Below are 19,273 nucleotides of genomic sequence, written 5' to 3'. Positions count from 1 at the left end.
TAAAAACTAAAGAGTTTTTCGTATGAAAAAGATACCTATCCGGCTTGGCCGTGTGCAAGAAACGTTATTGCTGCCTTTGGTTTCCCGCGCTAAAGAAACGGAATATAAACATCCGTTGTTGAATGACACGAAAGCCGTAGAATTATTCAGACAACTGGATGTCGATAAGAAAAAGCTGCTGCGAAACATTACGGAGATTGGTGTACACGGCTTATGCTACCGCGCTTACAAGATGGATGAAGCCATAAAAGCATTTTTGCAAAAAAATCCGAACGGAAAAATCCTGGATATCGGCGCAGGATTAGATACGACCTATTACCGTTGCGACAATGGTACCGCATTGTGGTACGACCTGGATTTACCGGATTCCATTGCACTGCGCACGCAATTGCTGCCTCCTCCCAACAGCAGGGTAACCTATATTGCAAAGTCAATGCTGGATTATACCTGGCTAGATGATATCGGCGATATTTCAAACGGATTGTTCATCACCATTCCGGGTGTATTGCCTTATTTTAAAGAAGAGGATGTAAAATCCTTTTTGACCACCATTGCCTCCAGATTAAAGGGAGCGGAAATCGTGTTTGATGTGATTTCTCATTTCGCTAAATTTTTTGTAGACTTCCGCATCAAGGCGGCAGGCATGAAACAGGCGCATTTGGAATGGGGCATTTTAAAACCGGAAACGGTCACCAACTGGAGTGAGCATATTGAACTGGTGAGAGCCATTAAGTTTTTTGAAGACATGCCGAAATCCAATCAGCGGCTGACGACCAGAATCGCCATGAGATTCAATAAAGTCATGGACATGACACAGCTGTTTCATCTGCGCTTCGTATAAATCTACTGTATAACCACTTTTTCCGTTGCAAGAATACCATTCTCTCCGGCTAACTGTAACATATATATTCCAGAAGAGAGTTTTGTATCGATGTATAGTTCCGGTGATGCACCTGTCACTTCCGTGCTGTACACCAGATTCCCTGTAATGGAATATACATACAGCCTGTTTATGTGTTCTTTCACTGCAGAAATGTCTATCCTGATTTTTTCTCCGGATGGATTCGGATAAATTTTAAGACGCACTTCATCCTGCTGATTATCTCTTATGGATGAAATGATACTATTCCTTGAATACTGACGAAAGAACGACCAAATGGTCTGACAATAAGAGATATCATTTGCGGGTAAGCCGTACCATCTGTGTTCCCCGTTCATTACTTTATAAAAAATTGCTTTACTGTTTTCTCTGCCGTTGTTGTAGGTGAACCGGACAAAACGTTTTCCGTCATTGGCAAGATCCGGCATCGTATCTATCACAGGCGTCATATTACACTGATTCTGCGTTGCCCAAAATTTGGCGGTATTTTCAGCACTCATACCTAATCCGGGAAGGAACCCAAGCGTTGACGTGCCGTAATAGCCAATTGTAGCATCATTGGTACCATGAAACTTCAGATAAGGCATAGGCTTTGCCGGCAAGGCCGTTAACGAATTTCCTCTCAGGCCGGAAACATTAGCGGCGGCGGCAAATCGGTTGCTGTTCTCTGCAGCCAGCCTGTCCGTCATAAACCCGCCAAAAGAAAAACCAAAGACATACATGCGGGTGGAATCAATCCGATATCTTGAAATGATGGTATCTACCAGTGCATTGATAAAGGCATTGTCCTTCACGCCGTTGTTTACGACAACGATTCCGGTACTTGCTCCGGAATTCCAGGCATTTGCGCCTAACACAGGATCCGGCAATGCTTCCGGATAAACACAAATATAATTGGCCGTATCCGCAATATCGGACATACAAATACGGCTGAAATTCCCGATAGTGTCACCAAAACCATGCAACCCTACCAATAATGGAACGGACTTGTTTTGAGTAGTATAAATATCCGGCACATAAATGATATACTTACGGTTTGCATTATCAAACCTCATACTGCCATAGACATAGCCTGCTAAAACCGGCATCATGCATAAGCACATTACGGTTATAAATGTTATGCTCCTCTTCATAAAAGAAAACCTGTTAAACTGTCTGAAAAATATAGAACGCGAAAAAAATATTCTTATTTATTTGCTTTCTTGGCTGCTTTTGCTTCTCTTTTTGGAATTACTTTTGCGCCTCTTCTTTTATCCCAGTTTTGTGTAAAGTTCATCCTGACGCCCAGATTAAAATACATGGTAGAGGCGTTATATTTTTGTGCCGGTTCATCCATGGGTTTATCAATATCAATTTCTTTCAAATCCAAACCGGTGGTATAACGCAGGGTGTTAGATTCTTCGGTAATTTCACCGTGATAGACAAAATGCTTCAGATATACCGGTGCTTCCGCAGCACTGGCTATATTTAGCGGGATTGGTGTAAGAGCTGAAATTAACGGAAGCAGGGAGGATTCCGTTTTTACAGAGAACTCCGAAAATTTCGTCTCTTTCGGACGGATGGTAAATGCCTGTACACGGAATTCTGCAAACGCCCATACATTTTTAAACAGACGAACATCAAACGCAATGGAAGCACTTACACCTATAGTAGGGTGTAAGGATGTTTTGGCCACTGCGTTGTATTCCATGCTAAAGCTGGGATCAATTAAGGTCAAAGGTATGGTTGGTAACCCTGCCAGTGTTTCCAGTAATCTGCCGGAATGGTCGATTACCTTGGCTCTGGAAACCGGTGATCCGCCGATTGGAAGACAAAGGCCGGCTTTACCGGTAATGCCAAAGCGTTTGCCATTATCCCAGTGCATCACTAAATGCGGGCTGATATAAATTGCAGGCTTAATTTCTGTGTATTCTTCTGCAAAATAAGATGCTTTATTTCCATTTGACAGTGTTACATCGGTATTGATTCTCGCATCCAGCCGATTGGGATGGAATGCGACGGTATGCAAAACATCTATCCCTATGTACTTATTAAACATGTGGCCCCAGCCAAAACTGCCTGCCCAGCCTCCGCCTAATGTTCCAAAGATCGGCTTTACACTTAATGTTGTATCCGATTGATTCCAGTCCTTGTTTCCGACCTCTTTAAACGGGGAAAACTTGTTGGTGCTGAGAAAAGGTATGCCGTAACCGGCTGTTCCGTATATGTACCATCCTTTTCCCTCCGGCCTGGAGACTTTTTTCCTGATATTAAGTTTACTTTCAGGTGCAGGAGTAACGGGTGTTTTCGGCTTTTTAGGTCCTTTCTCCGCCGATATTGTGTTGATGATGACAAAGGTTAACAACAGTACAATCAGTTTCCTCATAGCTGAATTTTTATGGATTTGTTTTAACATAGCTGCTGTTTTAAACTTCTGTTCTGAAATCAATAAACAATAGGACTCATTGAATTTTATCTTTTATTCTTTTTGGAAGACGTTCCATCTCTTTGTGCTTCCCGTTTTTTAGCCATCAGGTCAAAATCTATTCTCAGGCCGGCATTGAAATACATGGTGGATGCATTAAATTTCTGACCGGGTTCATCCCTAGGTTTGTTAATATCCACCTCCGGTATGTTCGGATCTAAATTGATAATCTCTTTAAAACCATAACGGGCGGTATTGGACTCCTTTGTAATTTCTGACTTGTATACATAATGCTTCAGGAATTCAGGAGCTTCGGCAGCACTGTTTACGTTGGACGGAATGACCAATAAACCATCCGGTGCCGGAATTTTAATACCTAAAACATTGATGCTGGAAGTTTGCCTGAATTCATCAAATATGGTTTCTTTAAGGGTTATCGTATATGCCTGTACCCTTGCCTCTGCAAAGAGTGTAACTCGTTTGCTGAGTTTTACATCGAACCCGATGGAAGCGCTGACACCAACCGTTGGCTTATAGGAAGTATGTGCATTTGCACTAAGTTCTATCTCCAATCCTATAAGTCCGGGAATGGCTAAAGGAATCACCGGATAACCGCCCAACGTTTCAATAATCCGGCCTTGTTTATCCAAAATGTAGGCCCGTGATTGCGTTTGTCCGAAAATAGGCAGCACCAACCCTGCTTTGCCGGTTATGCCAAAACGCTTTCCATTATCCCATCGCATAATCAAATGCGGAGATATATATATTCCGAGCGTTCCGGTTTTTTGGGTAGCATAATAGGTGTCTAAATCTATGCGGGCATCCAGCTGCTCCGGATGCCAGGCTACCGTATGCAGGACATCAATTCCAATATATTTGTTAAACATGTGTCCCCAGCCGAGATTGAACGCGAAACCGCCTCCGTTTGTTCCAAATAATGGCTTGACACTTAACTCTCCGTTTTTCTGATACCAGTCTTTGTCTCCGATTTCCTTCAGCGGTGAACGTTTATTTGTAGAAAGAAACGGCATACCATAACCTGCACTGAATGTAACATACCAGTCTTTACCAAGCGGGCGGATAACATTTTTTCGAATGCGTAATTTAAGCGGCTCTTTACCGGAAACAGCTCCATTATCCAATGGTTGTTGTGCAAAAATAAAAATGGAAGAAAGTACCAGAACAGCAGAAGAAATCAGTTTTTTCATGTGTATATTTTTGTAGTTTTAATTTCTAAGAGTACAGCAAGGATAACATCTTCCAAAACCTTTACTCTGTAATATTTAAAGTTATTTTTTGTTAATGATGGCGTAATATTACGCAAAAGTACAGTAATTCAAAAATAAAGTGTCAATAAATATCGAATTCCTGATCTTATGCGCCTATCATGCTGCCGCCGCAAACTCTGATACATTGCCCGTCTATCCCGTCTGAAAGCGGGGATGATAAAAATCCAATCAGCTCCGCCACGTCTTCCGGCAATCCGCCCTGCTTCAAGGTAGACAACCTTCTGCCTCCTTCCTTGACAAAAAACGGCAGGTTTTCCGTCATCTTTGTTTCAATGAATCCCGGGGCTACCGCATTTGCAGAAATCGTCGGATGTTTGGAGGCAACGGCCTGCATATAGCCGATAACACCCGCCTTGGTAAGCGAATAGTTCGTCTGGCCGACATTGCCGGAAATACCGGAAATCGATGACAAACTGACCACTTTGGCATGCTCGTTAAACCCATTCTTTAAAAAGGTTTCCGTGAGCTGGATGACCGCCTTCAGGTTGACATTCAACACCCCGCGCCACTGGTCAATACTCATTTTGGCGATGGTCTTGTCTCGGGTGATTCCGGCATTATTTACCAAAATATCCAGTCCTTTATAGTTATTCAGAACATATTGTTGTATATCCTGAACCGCCTGCGGCGATGTGATATCTTCCAGCAACACATCTCCGTCAATTTCCTGCGCCAGTTTTTCCGCATCTTCTTTGGAAGGCGGGACATCCACGATAATCACTTTTGCGCCTTCTCTGTGCAAGGCTCTTGCAGCCGCGGCACCTATCCCTCTGGCGCCGCCGGTTACAATGGCCGTTTTCCCTTTCAATAACTGCGCGGGTGACTGGAATGCATTTCCGGTAACATTATTGAGTTCCACCACCTGGCCTGTGATGAAGGAAGATTTATCACTCAGAAAAAAGAAAGCCACTTTCGCAATATCCGGCACTGTTACCTCGTTATGGGTGATTTTTAACTGATTGACGGTCACACCTTTTTTTCCGCCTATTTCTTTGGACAGCGCTTTTGAAAATCCGTCTATGGATTTCTGTACGGCGTATGATAAGGCATCAGCATACACCAGTTTGGAGATAATCACTATCCTTCCGTTGGCTGCAACTTTAACAGAAGCATTTTTGATGGCAGTATATAAATCCTCCAGGTCATCGATGGTTTCCATGCCCACACAATTCACGACCAGTCCATCTATGGCAGCATCATATACGGTAGCGACATCTGTTTTAGGATGCAGTTCTTTCTGAAGCTGATGTAAAAAATCCGTTTCTTTACCGGCAACGGCGATTTTTTTTGCGGTCAGCTCTTCATCCGAATAGGCATTTAAATTTCGTTTGAGAATGGGCGGCACCGGTACCGGTATGTTCAATGTTTTCAGTACCTGGCGCAAGGTGGCATTTTGTAAGTAATCGTTCATGGTATTTAATTGATAAGTATAAATTGAAATTATGTTTTGCTTTCGTTTAACTTTTTCCTGCGTTGGCGCAGTAAGTGCAAATATAACTTAGGAAACATAAACACATACAGGATAGCAACCCCAATGATTAAAATTTTTATCCAAAGTATAGCATTAAGGTGAAAAATCAGGTATAACAGGTAACATTCACAGCCGGCACCCAGCGGATACAAAATAATGAAGGCTGTATACCGGAGCTTAATCAGCCATTTGTACTCTTTTTTAAAGAGCAGCATCACATAATAACCATAACGGATCACTTCAGCCAGGCACCATGCCGTTAACATAACATACACCACTTCATTCAGCCACGGCAACGGACTGAAAACGGAGCTTAAAATCAACACATACGAGAAGAACAAAATAAAGAGCCTTGCCCCGATCTGCAGAAAGCTGTATAAAGGGGACGAATTGTGCCATTTTTTTAACGCATGAACTATTTCCGCCAGCGAATAAATTTGGAACAGCGCAATGATATAATACCCGATCAGAAAATTAAATGGCAGACATGCCAATCCAGCCAACCATCCGCCTAACTGAAGCAGGTTATACGCTTTTATATATTTTTCAATGCTTGCATTCATTTTTTCCCTGTTACAAGATACTAAATGCCGGTTTATTTTTTACTTTTAACACATGGATTTGTTTGAACAGACCGCCAGTCAGATGGTACTATACCATTTGCGTACTTCCTGGCTGAACATAGTGAAAGTATTTAACGACAAGGCACATCTATACAACGGCACCATTTCGATGGCATTTGTTTTGATGGCCATCTACGAAGAAGACGGCGTGCCGGTGACCAAGATTGCGCCCCGCATCGGTATGGAGCCGAACAGTCTGTCCAGAACCTTGAACAGCCTAGAAGAGAGCGGCGCTATTTCCAGAAAACCGGATGAAAATGACCAGCGCAAAGTATTGGTATTCCTGACGCCGGAAGGAAAAAAACTGAGAAAGATTGCCTTGAAAACGGTCTTTGACCTGGAAAAAAGCATTACCGAAAATCTTTCACCCAAACAGCTCAAAGCGTTCAGCGAAGTGATGGAACAGGTTTATGCATCCCTGGAAACTTTCGGAAAGGAACTGGAGAAATAAAAAAGACCTTACAAAACCATAAGGCCTTTTTTCATTTTACAGATTGCTGCACTGCACTCGCAATGACCTTTTATCAGAACGGATATTTACCTGCAGCTATCGCCACATCCGCAATTTCCCTGCGGGTGTCTTTCGGATTGATATCATAACTTTTCAGCAAGCCGTTCACCAGTCGTTTGATGGTAAATTTCTCCACACCGCCTGCATAGCTGTCAATCGCATTCTCCGCCGATTTACGTGCGATATCCAGCCCTTCATAAATGTATAACTGAAGCATTTTAATTTTTGTCTTCAACGCTTCTTTGTCGGCATTCGGATCGGCATTCAGTTTTTTGACACGCAGCAGGGCGGATTCCGCCATGAACGCCACCGCCATGATATCCGCCAGGTTCATCACAATCTCCTGCTCATCCACGAGTTTGGTTTTCAGTTTTCGGCCTGCCGCTCCCGTGATGATCATAAAGACACTCTTCAGGTTGGAAACGATTTCCGACTCGGTGGCCAGAAACCCGCTGTTAAACGGATTGAAATTCTGTGCAATGCCCAACGGTATCGTTTTCATCGCATCATTTAATTTCAACTCTTTGGTCTGGAAAGCCCTTTTATAAAATTCCGCCAGACTCAGCATGCGGTTGATCTCATTCGTGCCTTCATAAATCTTGGTGATGCGCGCATCGCGATACGCCATCTCCACACCGGTTTCCATGGAATACCCCATACCACCGTGTACCTGTATCGCTTCATCTGCAGCATAACACACCGCCTCAGAACCCTGTACTTTCAGGATGGCGCACTCAATCGCATACTCACGCATGGAGTTGATTTTCGCATCATTTTCGGAAGAGCCGTTCGCTTTCAGTTCCAGGTATTTTTTATCCACTTCCGCTCCCACCCGGTAGGCTGCGGATTCGTTCACAAAAGCGAGCATCGCCATCTGGCCTATCTTGTATTTGATGGCGCCGAAATCAGAAATAGGTTTATCAAACTGGATACGTTGTGTGGCATATTCCACGGATTTGGTTACCCCGAATTTGATACCGCCCACACCGCCGGCACATATCTTAATACGTCCGTTGTTCAGGATATTCAACGCCATGTTGAATCCTTTTCCGCGCTCACCCAGTAAATTTTCTTTCGGAATCGGGCAATTGTTGAAAAACAGCTGCACGGTGGAAGAGGCTTTAATACCCATCTTCTTTTCTTCTTTTCCAATCTCAATGCCTCCAAATTCCTTCTCTACTATAAAGGCTGATAATCTTTCATCATCTTCTATCTTGGCGAAGACAATGAAGATATCCGCGAAACCGCCGTTGGTAATCCACATCTTTTGTCCGTTCAGCAAATAATGTGTCCCGGCTTCATTCAACACCGCATTGGTTTTTCCCGAGTTGGCATCAGAGCCGGCTCCCGGTTCCGTTAATGCATACGAACAGGCATATTCACCGGCGGCAATCTTTGGCAGATATTTTTCTTTTTGTTCGTGTGTGCCGTAAAACACAATAGGCAAAGAACCGATAGACACCTGCGCACCGATGGTCGTCGCAAAGGACAAACCCAATGCCAGTGCTTCCGTAAACAATAAACCGGTGTTGAAATCCAGGCCCATACCACCGTATTCTTCGGGAATGGAAACACCACATATCCCTAATTCTGAAGCTTTATGAAATAATTCCAGCAGCAGCTCCTTGTCTTTCTCCGCATCCAGTTGCGCCACCCGTTCAATGCCCAATCCATGTATTTCCTTGAGGCAAAAGTCGTGTACCATTTGCCAGATCATTTTCTGCTCTTCGGTAAATTCTTCCGGAATAAATACGTCTTTAGGGTTGGTTTCTGAGAAAAGAAAATTTCCTCCTATTAGTTTTGTTGCATCTGCTGCCATGTCCGATAATTTTAGTTGAAGGAAAGTTAGCATTAAAAATCCAATGCATGCATTGGATTAATAATTATTTAACAATTGTAAAATAAGGAGTTATAATTCGCCGTAACGGATTTTAACTCAAATCAACCTATTTCTGCAATATTTCTTATTTTTAGCAGAATGAAATGGTTGTATGCCTGTATAATTTTTACCTTTTTAACTTCTAAAGCGTATTCAAACGATACGCTGGATATTTCCCAAACGGTGCTGAACGACCCATACCCAGGCATTTTCACAGGCATCAGCAGCATGAGCCTGAATGACCAGATAAATTATGCCTGGGACACTGCGGGTACTGTCATTTCCTCTCATTTCAGTGACACTATACTATCCTTAACAAAGCCGTTGGGTATAAAGCTGTTTCGTTTTCCGGGCGGGACGATTGGAAATTTCTATCACTTTTACGGAAATGGGTACGGTATAGATACCGGTGAAACCAACTGCGCGCCCGGCAGAATCGGTTATCCGTGGGCAAATTTATTTTTACGGTTTGACAGAAAGGTCAATAAAAATATCATTGAATATTTTAAGGACGAAGTGCAGGCTTATCAAGGCAGCGGGAAACAGGTGGGTGTGTATTTCAGGCTCAATTCACATACCCATTTTTACAAAGGCGACCTGATCCCTTTCAGCGATTCCATACAATACCTGATCAATACTTACAACAATAACAATAACGCATTCCTCAACTCCAATGGTGATTTTTATCTGGACAGCACCAATATCTGGTTTTATGCACTGTCCGTTTTCAACATACAACAGAACGGTTTATTCAAGAGGATAAAAGATAAGCTGGTACGTACACCCGGATTTTACAGCCGGTTTAAGGAAAATCTGGATGCTTTGGAATATCTGAAAAGATATGACATACCGGTGCAGGGTGTTGAAATCGGAAATGAAACCGATGCAGATTATATCATCTATGACGATGACCTGTCTTACTCCGGATACGATTGTGTTACCAATACCACGCGGGCGGACTCCACCACACTGGTTAATTTTCCGATACGAAATTTCTTTGAAGGCTTATTAAAAAACTGGATCCTTGTTTCGTTGTATGCGGACAGCATCAAAGCCCGTTACAACCTGCCCTGCGGCGTGCCGGCAGCCGTTCGGCTCAGTTATCTTCAACCGGATAGCAATCATCTTCCCATTTTAATAAAACCATACGGATTGACAGGAAAGGTAAAAGACCTTTGGAATGCCTATTATGGATTACAGCCGAATGTAAGTGCATTGATCCCACATTTGTATTTCCAGAATTTCATATCCTGTGAAGATTATGCTGCCATTCCTGAAAAGAAAGACAAATACATCATCAACAAGCTAACCGAACTGTATATAAAAGCTTATTGCAACAACAGCATGCCTTATAGCCTTCAATCCGTTTTCAATACGGGAAACCACAAGCAGTTATGGGTAACGGAGTGGAACTTTACGGACCAGTCCTATGCCACCGGAACCTTCCTCCACGCTTTATATATTTATCATTTCATTCGAAAATCGGTTGAGTTGTATGAACAGCGGCCGAATATGGTAAAGACGTGGATGTATCACCTGTTAGCCAGTGCCTATTACCCCTGGCCTTTGGTACGGTCCGGTTATGACACCACAGACACTCATTTATATTACGCACAAAAACAGATCATGTTTGAACCTTTCTTTATCTGGAGCAATACACTCCATCAAACCGTTAAAAAAATAAAGTCAGCATTTGTGCAGACGGATGCAAATATCACAGCAGACGCATTTGTCAATGATGCTGCCAAAGAAATCTACATCCAATTTGTCAATACCGATACGCTCCCGCATGCATTACCACTTTATAATCGTTCCATCAGGAAAGGCAATCAGTTATTGCTCATTGAATCGGGCAGCAGTTATATAGCGGATGCGGATAATTTCACGTCCACCGGTTTTTCCAACTGTGAGTATATCAATCAAACCATGGATGAAAACGGATACAGAATACTACCCGACACCCTTACTCAATTTGACTCGCTTGTACTACCGGGGTTATCCATGGGAAAATATACCTTACACTATACAAATGCCGTTACATCCTACACCGCTGAAAATACCGTTAACCAAGCATACCTGTATCCAAACCCTGTACAAGGATTACTGCATATCATATGGAACCGGGAACTGAATAATCAGCATGCTGCTTTCTGCATTTTCAACACATTGGGTGAAATGGTTTTTCAAAGTCCGGTTCTAAACAACCATACCACCCTAAACACCTCCTTCCTAAGCCCTGGCTTTTACAGCCTGCAAATCGTCAGTAAAAATCAAATCATTGAAAATCATAAAATTATAATCAATTAGAGCTTTTTTAACAAGTTTTTAACCTGCAACATTATTGCAAATATTCGGATTCCTAAGGGTAGTTTTCTATTTTTACAATAATGAAAAAAGCAGCACTTTCCTTATTATTGGTTACTACACTGTTAACGAATAACAGTTATGCCAGCGGAGGATTCTGTTCCATTCTCGAAAAAATCTGTGATCAGAAAAACATAGATTTGGATGCATTCTCCTATTTTTTCCAAAAAGTAGGTGTCAATATCAACAAAGCCACAGACCTGGGAATGTATGCGAACATTTTCAAATGGTTGTACACGCCTTATCGCTATGGTGGTAAAGGAGACAAAGGAATTGATTGCTCCAACTACGTGTACAAATTAATGAATGAGGCAACCTGCACCGACTCCTATGCCACATCCCGGCAATTAGCCGACCTGACTGAGTATGTAGACAGGGAAGAATTGAGAGAAGGTGATTTAGTGTTCTTCAATGTTCAGGGCGGTGGCATTTCACATGTCGGCATTTACCTCCAAAACGGAAAGTTCACCCATTCTTCCTCCTCACAGGGAGTAACCATCAGTGATTTAAGCGACTCTTACTGGGAAAAACGTTACTGCAGAGCCGGAAGAATCAAATAAAACAACAGCATTCTAAACACCCATAAGGGCGTTTTTTTTATTCCCCGTATATTGTCACAATCAAATTTCTTCTCCCACCGTTGTTTCTGAATTCACACAGATAAATTCCCTGCCATGTTCCTAAGTTCAGCCGATAACTTGTAATGGGAATGGAAACGGAACTCCCCATGAGCGATGACTTAATATGCGCCGGCATATCATCGGCTCCTTCCAGCGTATGGCTGTAATAAGGTTCATTCTCCTTTACAGCCCGATTCATCCAGTTGCCAAGATCCATTCTGACATCGCTGTCCGCATTTTCATTTACGATCAGTGCAGCAGAGGTATGCTGAATAAAAACATGCAGGATACCCGTTTTCGGTAATGCAGGAATGGAATGCAATACCTCCCGGGTGATGAGGTGGAACCCTCTTGAATAAGCAGGCAATGTAACAGAAAACTGAGCAATCATGTACCGAATTTAAATCAACTCTTTATTTAAACATAACATATTGTACAATAATTTCTGTCCTCCATTTGGCTACTTTTGCTTTTAGAAAACAGACAATATGCTACCAACTTCCGACACACTCAACAGAGTATCTGAATCCGCAACCATCAAAATGGCTCAACTCAGCAGAGAATTATCCGCCAAAGGCGTAAACGTCATCAGTTTGTCATTGGGCGAACCTGACTTTAACACGCCCCAGCATATCAAGGAAGCCGCCAAAAAGGCTATCGACAGCGGCAAATACGATTCTTATTCTCCTATCTCCGGTTACCTGGATTTAAGACAGGCCATCTGTGAAAAACTGAAACGCGATAATCAACTGGAGTACAAGCCGGAAAATATTGTAGTTTCCACGGGTGCCAAACAATCCTTGGCCAACATTTTCATTTCCTTCTTAAACGAAGGCGATGAAGTCATCATTCCCGCTCCTTTCTGGGTGTCTTATCCGGAACAGGTAAAATTGTGCAATGCCGTTCCGGTATATATCCCGACATCGGTAGACGCCGATTTCAAAATGACAGCAGCACAACTGGAAGCTGCGATCACCCCCAAAACAAAATTCTTAGTCTATTCTTCCCCAAGCAACCCTACCGGCTCTGTTTATACCAAAGAGGAACTGGAAAGCTTTGTTCAGGTGTTGGAAAGACATCCGCATGTCTATGTTATTTCCGATGAAATTTACGAGCATATCAACTATACCGGAAAACACGTTTCCATTGCGGAATTCCCTTCCATGAAAGACCGAACAATCGTCGTGAACGGACAGGCAAAAGGCTACGCGATGACGGGATGGAGAATCGGATATATGGCAGCACCTGCTTCTATTGCTAAAGCTTGTGATAAGCTACAGGGACAGATCACTTCCGGTACGAACTCGGTGGCACAGCATGCGACGATTACAGCCTTGCTGGGCGACCAGCAGCCAACATACGATATGCGTGAAGCATTCAGAAAAAGAAGAGACCTGGTATTGGATATGCTGAAAGACATTCCGAATGTGAAATGCAATGTGCCTACCGGAGCCTTTTATGTATTCCCGGATTTAAGCGCCTATTTCGGCAAAGACTTTAATGGCGAGGCCATCAGGGATGCCGATGACTTAGCGTTATACTTACTGCACGAAGGACATGTGGCTGCTGTGAGCGGGACCGGCTTCGGCGCACCGGAATGTATCCGTTTTTCGTATGCCGCTTCAGAAGAAAATTTAAAAGAAGCCTTCACCCGTGTTAAGAACGCACTCGCGAAATTGGCATAGTTCAGAAATTCCATCAGGCAATCGAATCGAGGATGTAGTATCTCAGTCAATTCAATCTATGGTCATTGATTTAATGTATCTCATTATTCTTTGGTCATTATATATCTTGAGCGGCTTGTAAATCTTAAAGAAAGTTTCACCGTTTCTGATTCTGTCAAAGTATTGGTCTAAGAACAAGCCTAGGTCTGTTATGTTTTGATTTAACAGCTGTTCTTTTTCAGCAAATTCAATTCTTAGGAGCTTGTCATCCATTTTATCAATCAATTGCCGTATGAAATTCTGTTTAATGAATAAAATAGCAAGCCTGTCAATTAACATTCCCGGACTTTCTGAATAGAATTTTGAGCTGGATTCAAGCTGAACATTACAAAGATGTTTGTCAAGAAATGAATCAAGTATGTTTATTGTTTCATTCCTTTTATGATTAACGATGTCAATTTCCATCTTTGTCTTGGCAACAGATTCGTAACCCAAATGGTGCATTCTTGCCACATCTTCCAGTTTCCAAAGTTTTGTATTCGTTGCTATGCAGTCATGTAACAATTTGCCGATTTCATCCTGAGCGTCAGACTCATTTGAAGCATCACTCAAATAGTGACGAAAGACATCTGAAATATGTTGATAGGTTAGTTTCATTCTTCAAAGCTGAATTCAGGTATAACACTATCTAGTTTTAGATAGAAATATTCTGTATAAAGATACAATTTACGGTTTCATATTGAGGTATAAAATTTAAAGTTTCCCATTGCTGTTATTGGGTTTATTTTGATTTCTCATACTCTTTTTCTGTCGGAATTTATACGATAAAAACAGAAACAAACATTACTACTATCCCAGTTAAGATTACGTATATGTTGACTTGACGATTATTTACTGCGAATCGCCTCCACCGGATCCATGGTGGCAGCCAGGTAAGCCGGTATGATACCGGATAAAATACCAAGCAAAAATGAAATACCAAAGGCAACCGCCACATTGATGATACTGAGTGTAAATTCCATACCCGATGCCTCCGTCAGAAAATAACACATCACATATACCAGCAACAATCCGACGATAGCACCCATCATACAAAGGAAGATTGCCTCCAGCAGAAATTCCAGCAAAATCTCACTTCGCGTAGCGCCCAGTGCTTTTTTAATTCCAATGATAGCCTTGCGTTCCGATACACTCACAAACATGATATTGGCAATACCAAATCCTCCAACGATCAGTGAAAAGGCGCCTATCACCCATTTCACCAATCCTAACGAATCGAACAGGCTGTCAAACCCTTTGGCAATTACGCTCAGCTGGTTCACGGAAAAATTATCCTCCTGTGCCGGTCTCAGTTTTCTGGAAGCCCGCATAATGCCAATCAATTCCTGTTTCAATTCATCCAGCATAACGCCGGGTTTAGAGCGTATTTCAAGTGTCTGATCAATCTGATTGATGTCGTATGAAAAATTACGTTCATAAAAATTCAGCGGTACGATCACGGCCTTGTCATAATTAAAACCCAGCAAATCCTGCCCTTTCCGGGCTATTACGCCAATCACCGTTAATCGCCGGCCATCCATCTTCAGTTCCATGCCAATCGGGTTGGTGATGTTTTTAAAGAGCTTATCGGCAATATCGCCTCCCACCACACACACATTGATACCATTGCTGATTTCCATATTGGACAAGAATCTTCCCTGTGCGATATCCAGCTGAAAAACTTTTCCGTAATTATCCGTTACGGCAGAAACCTGTGCCTTGTGCGTCTTTTTATCTTTATACGCCACTTCCGGCGGCTGTCTCGGGTTGATTTCAAAAGTGACATACTCGGCCAGTTTTGATTTCGCCTGTACGTACTTGTAATTCTCATATTTAATGTTGGGACGCTGGAAATATTTCCACCACGGATAATCGCTTGGGCCATCAAATGTCCATGCCCATTTATTGACAAACAGAATATTATCTCCCAGGCTGTTGATGGATTGATTGATATTGTTTTTCAGGGCATCCACCGCAGTCAAAATAGCGATGATGCTGAAAATACCCACCGTTATTCCGAATAGGGATAGAAACGTGCGCAGCTTATTCAACCATAGTTGTTGTATGGTCAATTTAAACGTTTCACTCAATACCCTGAAAAACTGGAACATGTGTCAAATTTAATCAAATAAAAACATCTGTCGTTTGTAAAATGCGTTTCTTACAGTTACCTTTGCAACACTTTTATTATTCCGTAAAATAATAACTTCATGAAACTTTCACAATTCGACTTCGAACTCCCCAAAGAAAAAATCGCGCTTTATCCTTCCAAACAGCGGGACGAATGCAAATTAATGGTCGTACACCGTAAAACCGGCAAGATTGAACACAAAACATTTAAGAATGTGCTCGATTATTTTGACGACGGCGATGTAATGGTCATCAATAACACTAAGGTTTTTCCAGCCCGTATGTACGGTACGAAAGAAAAAACCGGTGCAAAGATTGAAGTATTCTTATTAAGAGAACTCAACCACGACCTGCGCCTGTGGGACGTTTTGGTAGATCCTGCCCGTAAAATCAGGGTTGGCAATAAACTATACTTTGGCGATGATGATTTGGTGGCGGAAGTGGTGGACAATACGACCTCCAGAGGAAGAACCATCCGTTTCCTTTTCGACGGCAGCGAAGCCGAATTCAGGGCAGTATTGGATAAATTAGGGAATACACCACTTCCAAAGTACATCAAGAGAGAACCGGAAGAAATTGACAAGGAACGTTATCAAACCGTTTTTGCCAGCAGTGAAGGTGCGGTAGCTGCACCAACAGCGGGCTTGCACTTCAGCAAGGAGTTGATGAAACGTCTGGAGATAAAGGGTGTGGATTTCGCGGAACTGACACTGCACATCGGACTGGGTACTTTCCGTTCTATTGATGTGGAAGACTTGTCCAAGCATAAGATGGATGCGGAATATTTCAAAATCGATGAGAAATGCACGAAGATTGTGAACCGTGCCATCCAGCGTGGTAAAAATGTATGTGCTGTGGGGACCACTGCCATGCGCTCCATCGAAACTGCCGTTTCCGCTGAACGTTTATTAAAACCTATGGAAGGCTGGACCAATTTATTCATCCATCCGCCGTATGACTTCTCCATTGCCAACAGCATGATTACCAATTTCCACGTTCCGAAATCCAGTTTAATCATCATGGTGGCGGCTTTCGCCGGCTATGATTTAACGATGGAAGCCTATCAGATTGCCATGCAGAAGAAATATAATTTCTTTTCTTACGGTGATGCGATGCTGATTATTGACTAACCACCTCGAGGGTGGTCGTGGACTTCCCTGAAATGATGTCTGGTTCCAAACCATTCCATTACCGTATCTCTTTTCAACATAACTGGGCGGTCACAGACCAGGCTCCAGTATGAGCTGTACGGATAATCTTTGTAGTTCTCAGCAATTCCATGTTTTACCGGATTATGATGTATGTACCTGATCATTTCAGTAAAATACATATCATCCATTATTTCTTTTCGTTTGAAACGTTCCGTAAATAACTTACCGATTCTATCATGTTTGAGATTGAAGTATCTTGTATAAGCATTGCAGGTATTGGAGAACTGATGAGAAATAAAATATAAAAGTCGCTGATTATCACCCAGTTCCTTGTGACGAAAATTATATCTGATGTTTTGTTCCGGTAAAATTTTAATCAGAAAATGAAAATGGTTAGGCAGTAAACAATAAGCATACGTTTCAGCTACGGGTTCAATATATCTCGACCAATTCAGAAGGAATCTGTTATAGTCTGACGAGGAGAGAAACAAATTCTCTTTGTTATTTCCCCTGTTGTAGATGTGATAAATATTTTCTGGCTCTAAGAATGTAGTTTTTATCATAAACGGAAATTTGCCTATCATTTAGATACCAAAATGGGTCAAATTCCATAAAAAAAAGGAAATTTAACTTTCGACCTCGAGGGTCGACCGACCCTCGAGGTCGAAAGTTACAAATCAAATCCAATATCCCTCCGGAAGTATTTTCCTTCAAACTGTATCTTTTCCGCATTTTTATTGGAAAGCTTCAACGCCTCCCGCCAGTCCTGATGCAGGGAAGTAACCGCCAGTACACGCCCACCGTTGGTGACGATATTTCCATTGGCATCTTTTATCGTTCCGCAGTGAAATACGAATGAGTCATTCACCTCGCTGATGCCGCAGATGATTTTACCCTTCTCAAACTCCTGCGGATAGCCACCGCTGGCCAGTATGATTGTAACCGCAGCCCGCTCATCCATCTCAATATTCACTTCAGACAAGCGTCCGTTTGCCAACGACTGAAAAACGGCTATGATATCATTTTTCCATCTCGGGAAAACAGCTTCCGTTTCCGGATCACCCATACGGCAGTTGTATTCCACCACTTTTATCTCCCCTGTTTTTAACACCATCAGGCCGACATACACAAACCCTTTGTAAACGATTCCATCTTTCTGCAATCCCGCGATGGTAGGTTGTATGATCGTCTCCTCCACCGTCTGCATCATAGTATCCGTCACAAAGGGCGGCGGCGAAACGGCGCCCATGCCTCCCGTGTTCAGTCCGGTATCTCCCTCGCCTATGCGTTTGTAGTCTTTCGCCGTCGGCAGAATCTTATAGTCTTTTCCGTCTGTCAGCACAAACACCGAATATTCGATGCCGTCCATAAATTCTTCGATGACTACTCTGGAACTGGCATCTCCGAATTTTCCAGCCAGCATGTCTGTGAACTCTGCCGTCGCCTCCTCTATCGTCGGACATATCAGCACGCCCTTGCCGGCAGCCAGTCCATCCGCTTTGAGCACCACCGGAGGTATTTGCCTGGAAATGTAAGCAATGCCTTCCGCCAGATTTGCCTGCGTAAACTCCGCATAGGCGGCAGTAGACACATGATGCCGGAGCATGAAGGCTTTGGAAAACGCCTTGCTGCCCTCCAGCTGCGCACCCATTTTGGAAGGACCGATAACCGGAATAGAAGTTAACGCCTCATCCTGCATAAAAAAATCGTAAATTCCTTCTACGAGCGGAACCTCCGGGCCAACAACGACCATGCGGATATCATTTTCCAGCACCAGTTTTTTTATAGCCGGGAAATCCGTCGATTCTATTGCGGCATTTTCTCCCAGGCCAGCTGTGCCGGGGCTTCCGGGAGCGATAAACAATTTCGTACACAGCCTGCTCGCCGCTATTTTGAGGGCAAATGCATGTTCACGGCCACCGGACCCGAGTAATAAAATGTGCATGGAAATTTTTGCTGCAAAATAATCATTTTAATTCATATCATTGACGGCTACGTGAATCTTTACAAAATCAAACACCCAATGAATGGAAATTAATTTATTAAATCTATCAAAAGCCCTAATTTGCACTGTCTGAATAATGGGGTACTAACACACCCAACAAAACCACTACAAATAGCTTCTCCCCTTATTTTCCAAAGCCTTCCACCCCATCTTATCTCAATTAATCTTAGTTGCATTCCCTTCGGTTTGGTGTCATTTTGTCCGCTGCGGCTTTTTTGCACAATATTTGCAAATTCACTTTTA

General features: G+C 42.7%; 17 protein-coding genes. 6 read left to right on the top strand and 11 right to left on the bottom strand.

Annotated features, from left to right (window positions below):
* The first annotated feature begins 22 nt into the window (after positions 1–22).
* Positions 23–841 (top strand): class I SAM-dependent methyltransferase, encoded by an 819-nt coding sequence (locus IPM95_10145; GenBank protein MBK9329651.1) that lies wholly within the window; start codon positions 23–25, stop codon positions 839–841.
* 2 nt (positions 842–843) lie between these two features.
* Here the strand turns inward: IPM95_10145 and IPM95_10140 are convergent, their stop codons facing one another.
* From IPM95_10140 to IPM95_10120, 5 genes are all read right to left on the bottom strand, one after another.
* Positions 844–1,971: a T9SS type A sorting domain-containing protein gene (locus IPM95_10140; GenBank protein ID MBK9329650.1), complete on the bottom strand. Its 1,128-nt coding sequence runs from the start codon at positions 1,969–1,971 to the stop codon at positions 844–846.
* Positions 1,972–2,066: 95 nt separating this feature from the next.
* A complete protein-coding gene (locus IPM95_10135) occupies positions 2,067–3,245 on the bottom strand; it encodes a hypothetical protein (GenBank protein ID MBK9329649.1) in 1,179 nt (392 codons plus the stop codon).
* An 86-nt stretch (positions 3,246–3,331) separates the two neighbouring features.
* Entirely contained in the window at positions 3,332–4,492 is a 1,161-nt protein-coding gene (locus IPM95_10130; GenBank protein ID MBK9329648.1) for a hypothetical protein, read from the bottom strand.
* A gap of 166 nt (positions 4,493–4,658) precedes the next feature.
* Positions 4,659–5,984, bottom strand: a complete 1,326-nt coding sequence (locus IPM95_10125) for a 3-oxoacyl-ACP reductase (GenBank protein MBK9329647.1) — start codon at positions 5,982–5,984, stop codon at positions 4,659–4,661.
* Positions 5,985–6,013: 29 nt separating this feature from the next.
* Complete coding sequence (locus tag IPM95_10120) at positions 6,014–6,607, bottom strand: protein tyrosine phosphatase-like domain-containing protein (protein ID MBK9329646.1); 594 nt, start codon at positions 6,605–6,607, stop codon at positions 6,014–6,016.
* A 52-nt stretch (positions 6,608–6,659) separates the two neighbouring features.
* On the opposite strand from IPM95_10120, the gene IPM95_10115 reads away from it, so the two are divergent.
* On the top strand, positions 6,660–7,118 hold the full coding sequence (locus IPM95_10115; GenBank protein ID MBK9329645.1) for a MarR family transcriptional regulator: 459 nt from the start codon (positions 6,660–6,662) through the stop codon (positions 7,116–7,118).
* A 73-nt stretch (positions 7,119–7,191) separates the two neighbouring features.
* On the opposite strand, the gene IPM95_10110 is transcribed toward IPM95_10115, so the two are convergent.
* The gene (locus IPM95_10110; GenBank protein ID MBK9329644.1) at positions 7,192–8,997 is read right to left on the bottom strand and encodes an acyl-CoA dehydrogenase family protein; all 1,806 of its coding nucleotides are present in this window, start codon (positions 8,995–8,997) and stop codon (positions 7,192–7,194) included.
* A 159-nt stretch (positions 8,998–9,156) separates the two neighbouring features.
* Between IPM95_10110 and IPM95_10105 the strand changes: the two genes are divergently transcribed.
* On the top strand, positions 9,157–11,364 hold the full coding sequence (locus IPM95_10105) for a T9SS type A sorting domain-containing protein (GenBank protein ID MBK9329643.1): 2,208 nt from the start codon (positions 9,157–9,159) through the stop codon (positions 11,362–11,364).
* An 80-nt stretch (positions 11,365–11,444) separates the two neighbouring features.
* Positions 11,445–11,981, top strand: a complete 537-nt coding sequence (locus IPM95_10100; protein MBK9329642.1) for a C40 family peptidase — start codon at positions 11,445–11,447, stop codon at positions 11,979–11,981.
* Between the two features lie 37 nt (positions 11,982–12,018).
* Here IPM95_10100 and IPM95_10095 read toward each other — a convergent pair whose 3' ends face one another.
* Positions 12,019–12,432 carry a YjbQ family protein gene (locus tag IPM95_10095; protein MBK9329641.1) on the bottom strand — a complete coding sequence of 138 codons (414 nt, stop codon included), beginning with the start codon at positions 12,430–12,432 and terminating at the stop codon, positions 12,019–12,021.
* A gap of 97 nt (positions 12,433–12,529) precedes the next feature.
* Here IPM95_10095 and IPM95_10090 point away from each other — a divergent pair, with 97 nt between their 5' ends.
* Positions 12,530–13,726: a pyridoxal phosphate-dependent aminotransferase gene (locus tag IPM95_10090; GenBank protein MBK9329640.1), complete on the top strand. Its 1,197-nt coding sequence runs from the start codon at positions 12,530–12,532 to the stop codon at positions 13,724–13,726.
* 51 nt (positions 13,727–13,777) lie between these two features.
* Here IPM95_10090 and IPM95_10085 read toward each other — a convergent pair whose 3' ends face one another.
* The gene (locus tag IPM95_10085; GenBank protein ID MBK9329639.1) at positions 13,778–14,362 is read right to left on the bottom strand and encodes a DUF4254 domain-containing protein; all 585 of its coding nucleotides are present in this window, start codon (positions 14,360–14,362) and stop codon (positions 13,778–13,780) included.
* Positions 14,363–14,592: 230 nt separating this feature from the next.
* On the bottom strand, positions 14,593–15,855 hold the full coding sequence (locus tag IPM95_10080; GenBank protein MBK9329638.1) for an ABC transporter permease: 1,263 nt from the start codon (positions 15,853–15,855) through the stop codon (positions 14,593–14,595).
* Between the two features lie 99 nt (positions 15,856–15,954).
* On the opposite strand from IPM95_10080, the gene queA reads away from it, so the two are divergent.
* Complete coding sequence (queA, locus tag IPM95_10075; GenBank protein ID MBK9329637.1) at positions 15,955–17,004, top strand: tRNA preQ1(34) S-adenosylmethionine ribosyltransferase-isomerase QueA; 1,050 nt, start codon at positions 15,955–15,957, stop codon at positions 17,002–17,004.
* Here the strand turns inward: queA and IPM95_10070 are convergent.
* Both IPM95_10070 and purD read right to left on the bottom strand, forming a co-directional pair.
* Positions 17,001–17,588: a hypothetical protein gene (locus tag IPM95_10070; protein ID MBK9329636.1), complete on the bottom strand. Its 588-nt coding sequence runs from the start codon at positions 17,586–17,588 to the stop codon at positions 17,001–17,003. The two genes, queA and IPM95_10070, sit on opposite strands and share 4 nt — an antisense overlap.
* Before the next feature lie 107 nt (positions 17,589–17,695).
* The gene (gene purD / locus IPM95_10065; GenBank protein MBK9329635.1) at positions 17,696–18,970 is read right to left on the bottom strand and encodes a phosphoribosylamine--glycine ligase; all 1,275 of its coding nucleotides are present in this window, start codon (positions 18,968–18,970) and stop codon (positions 17,696–17,698) included.
* Positions 18,971–19,273: the final 303 nt, after the last annotated feature.

The organism is Sphingobacteriales bacterium (assembly GCA_016719635.1).
Lineage (GTDB): Bacteria > Bacteroidota > Bacteroidia > Chitinophagales > JADIYW01 > JADJSS01.
The sequence above is the reverse complement of the archived record's forward strand: the minus strand, read 5'-3'. Positions and strand labels throughout refer to the sequence as shown.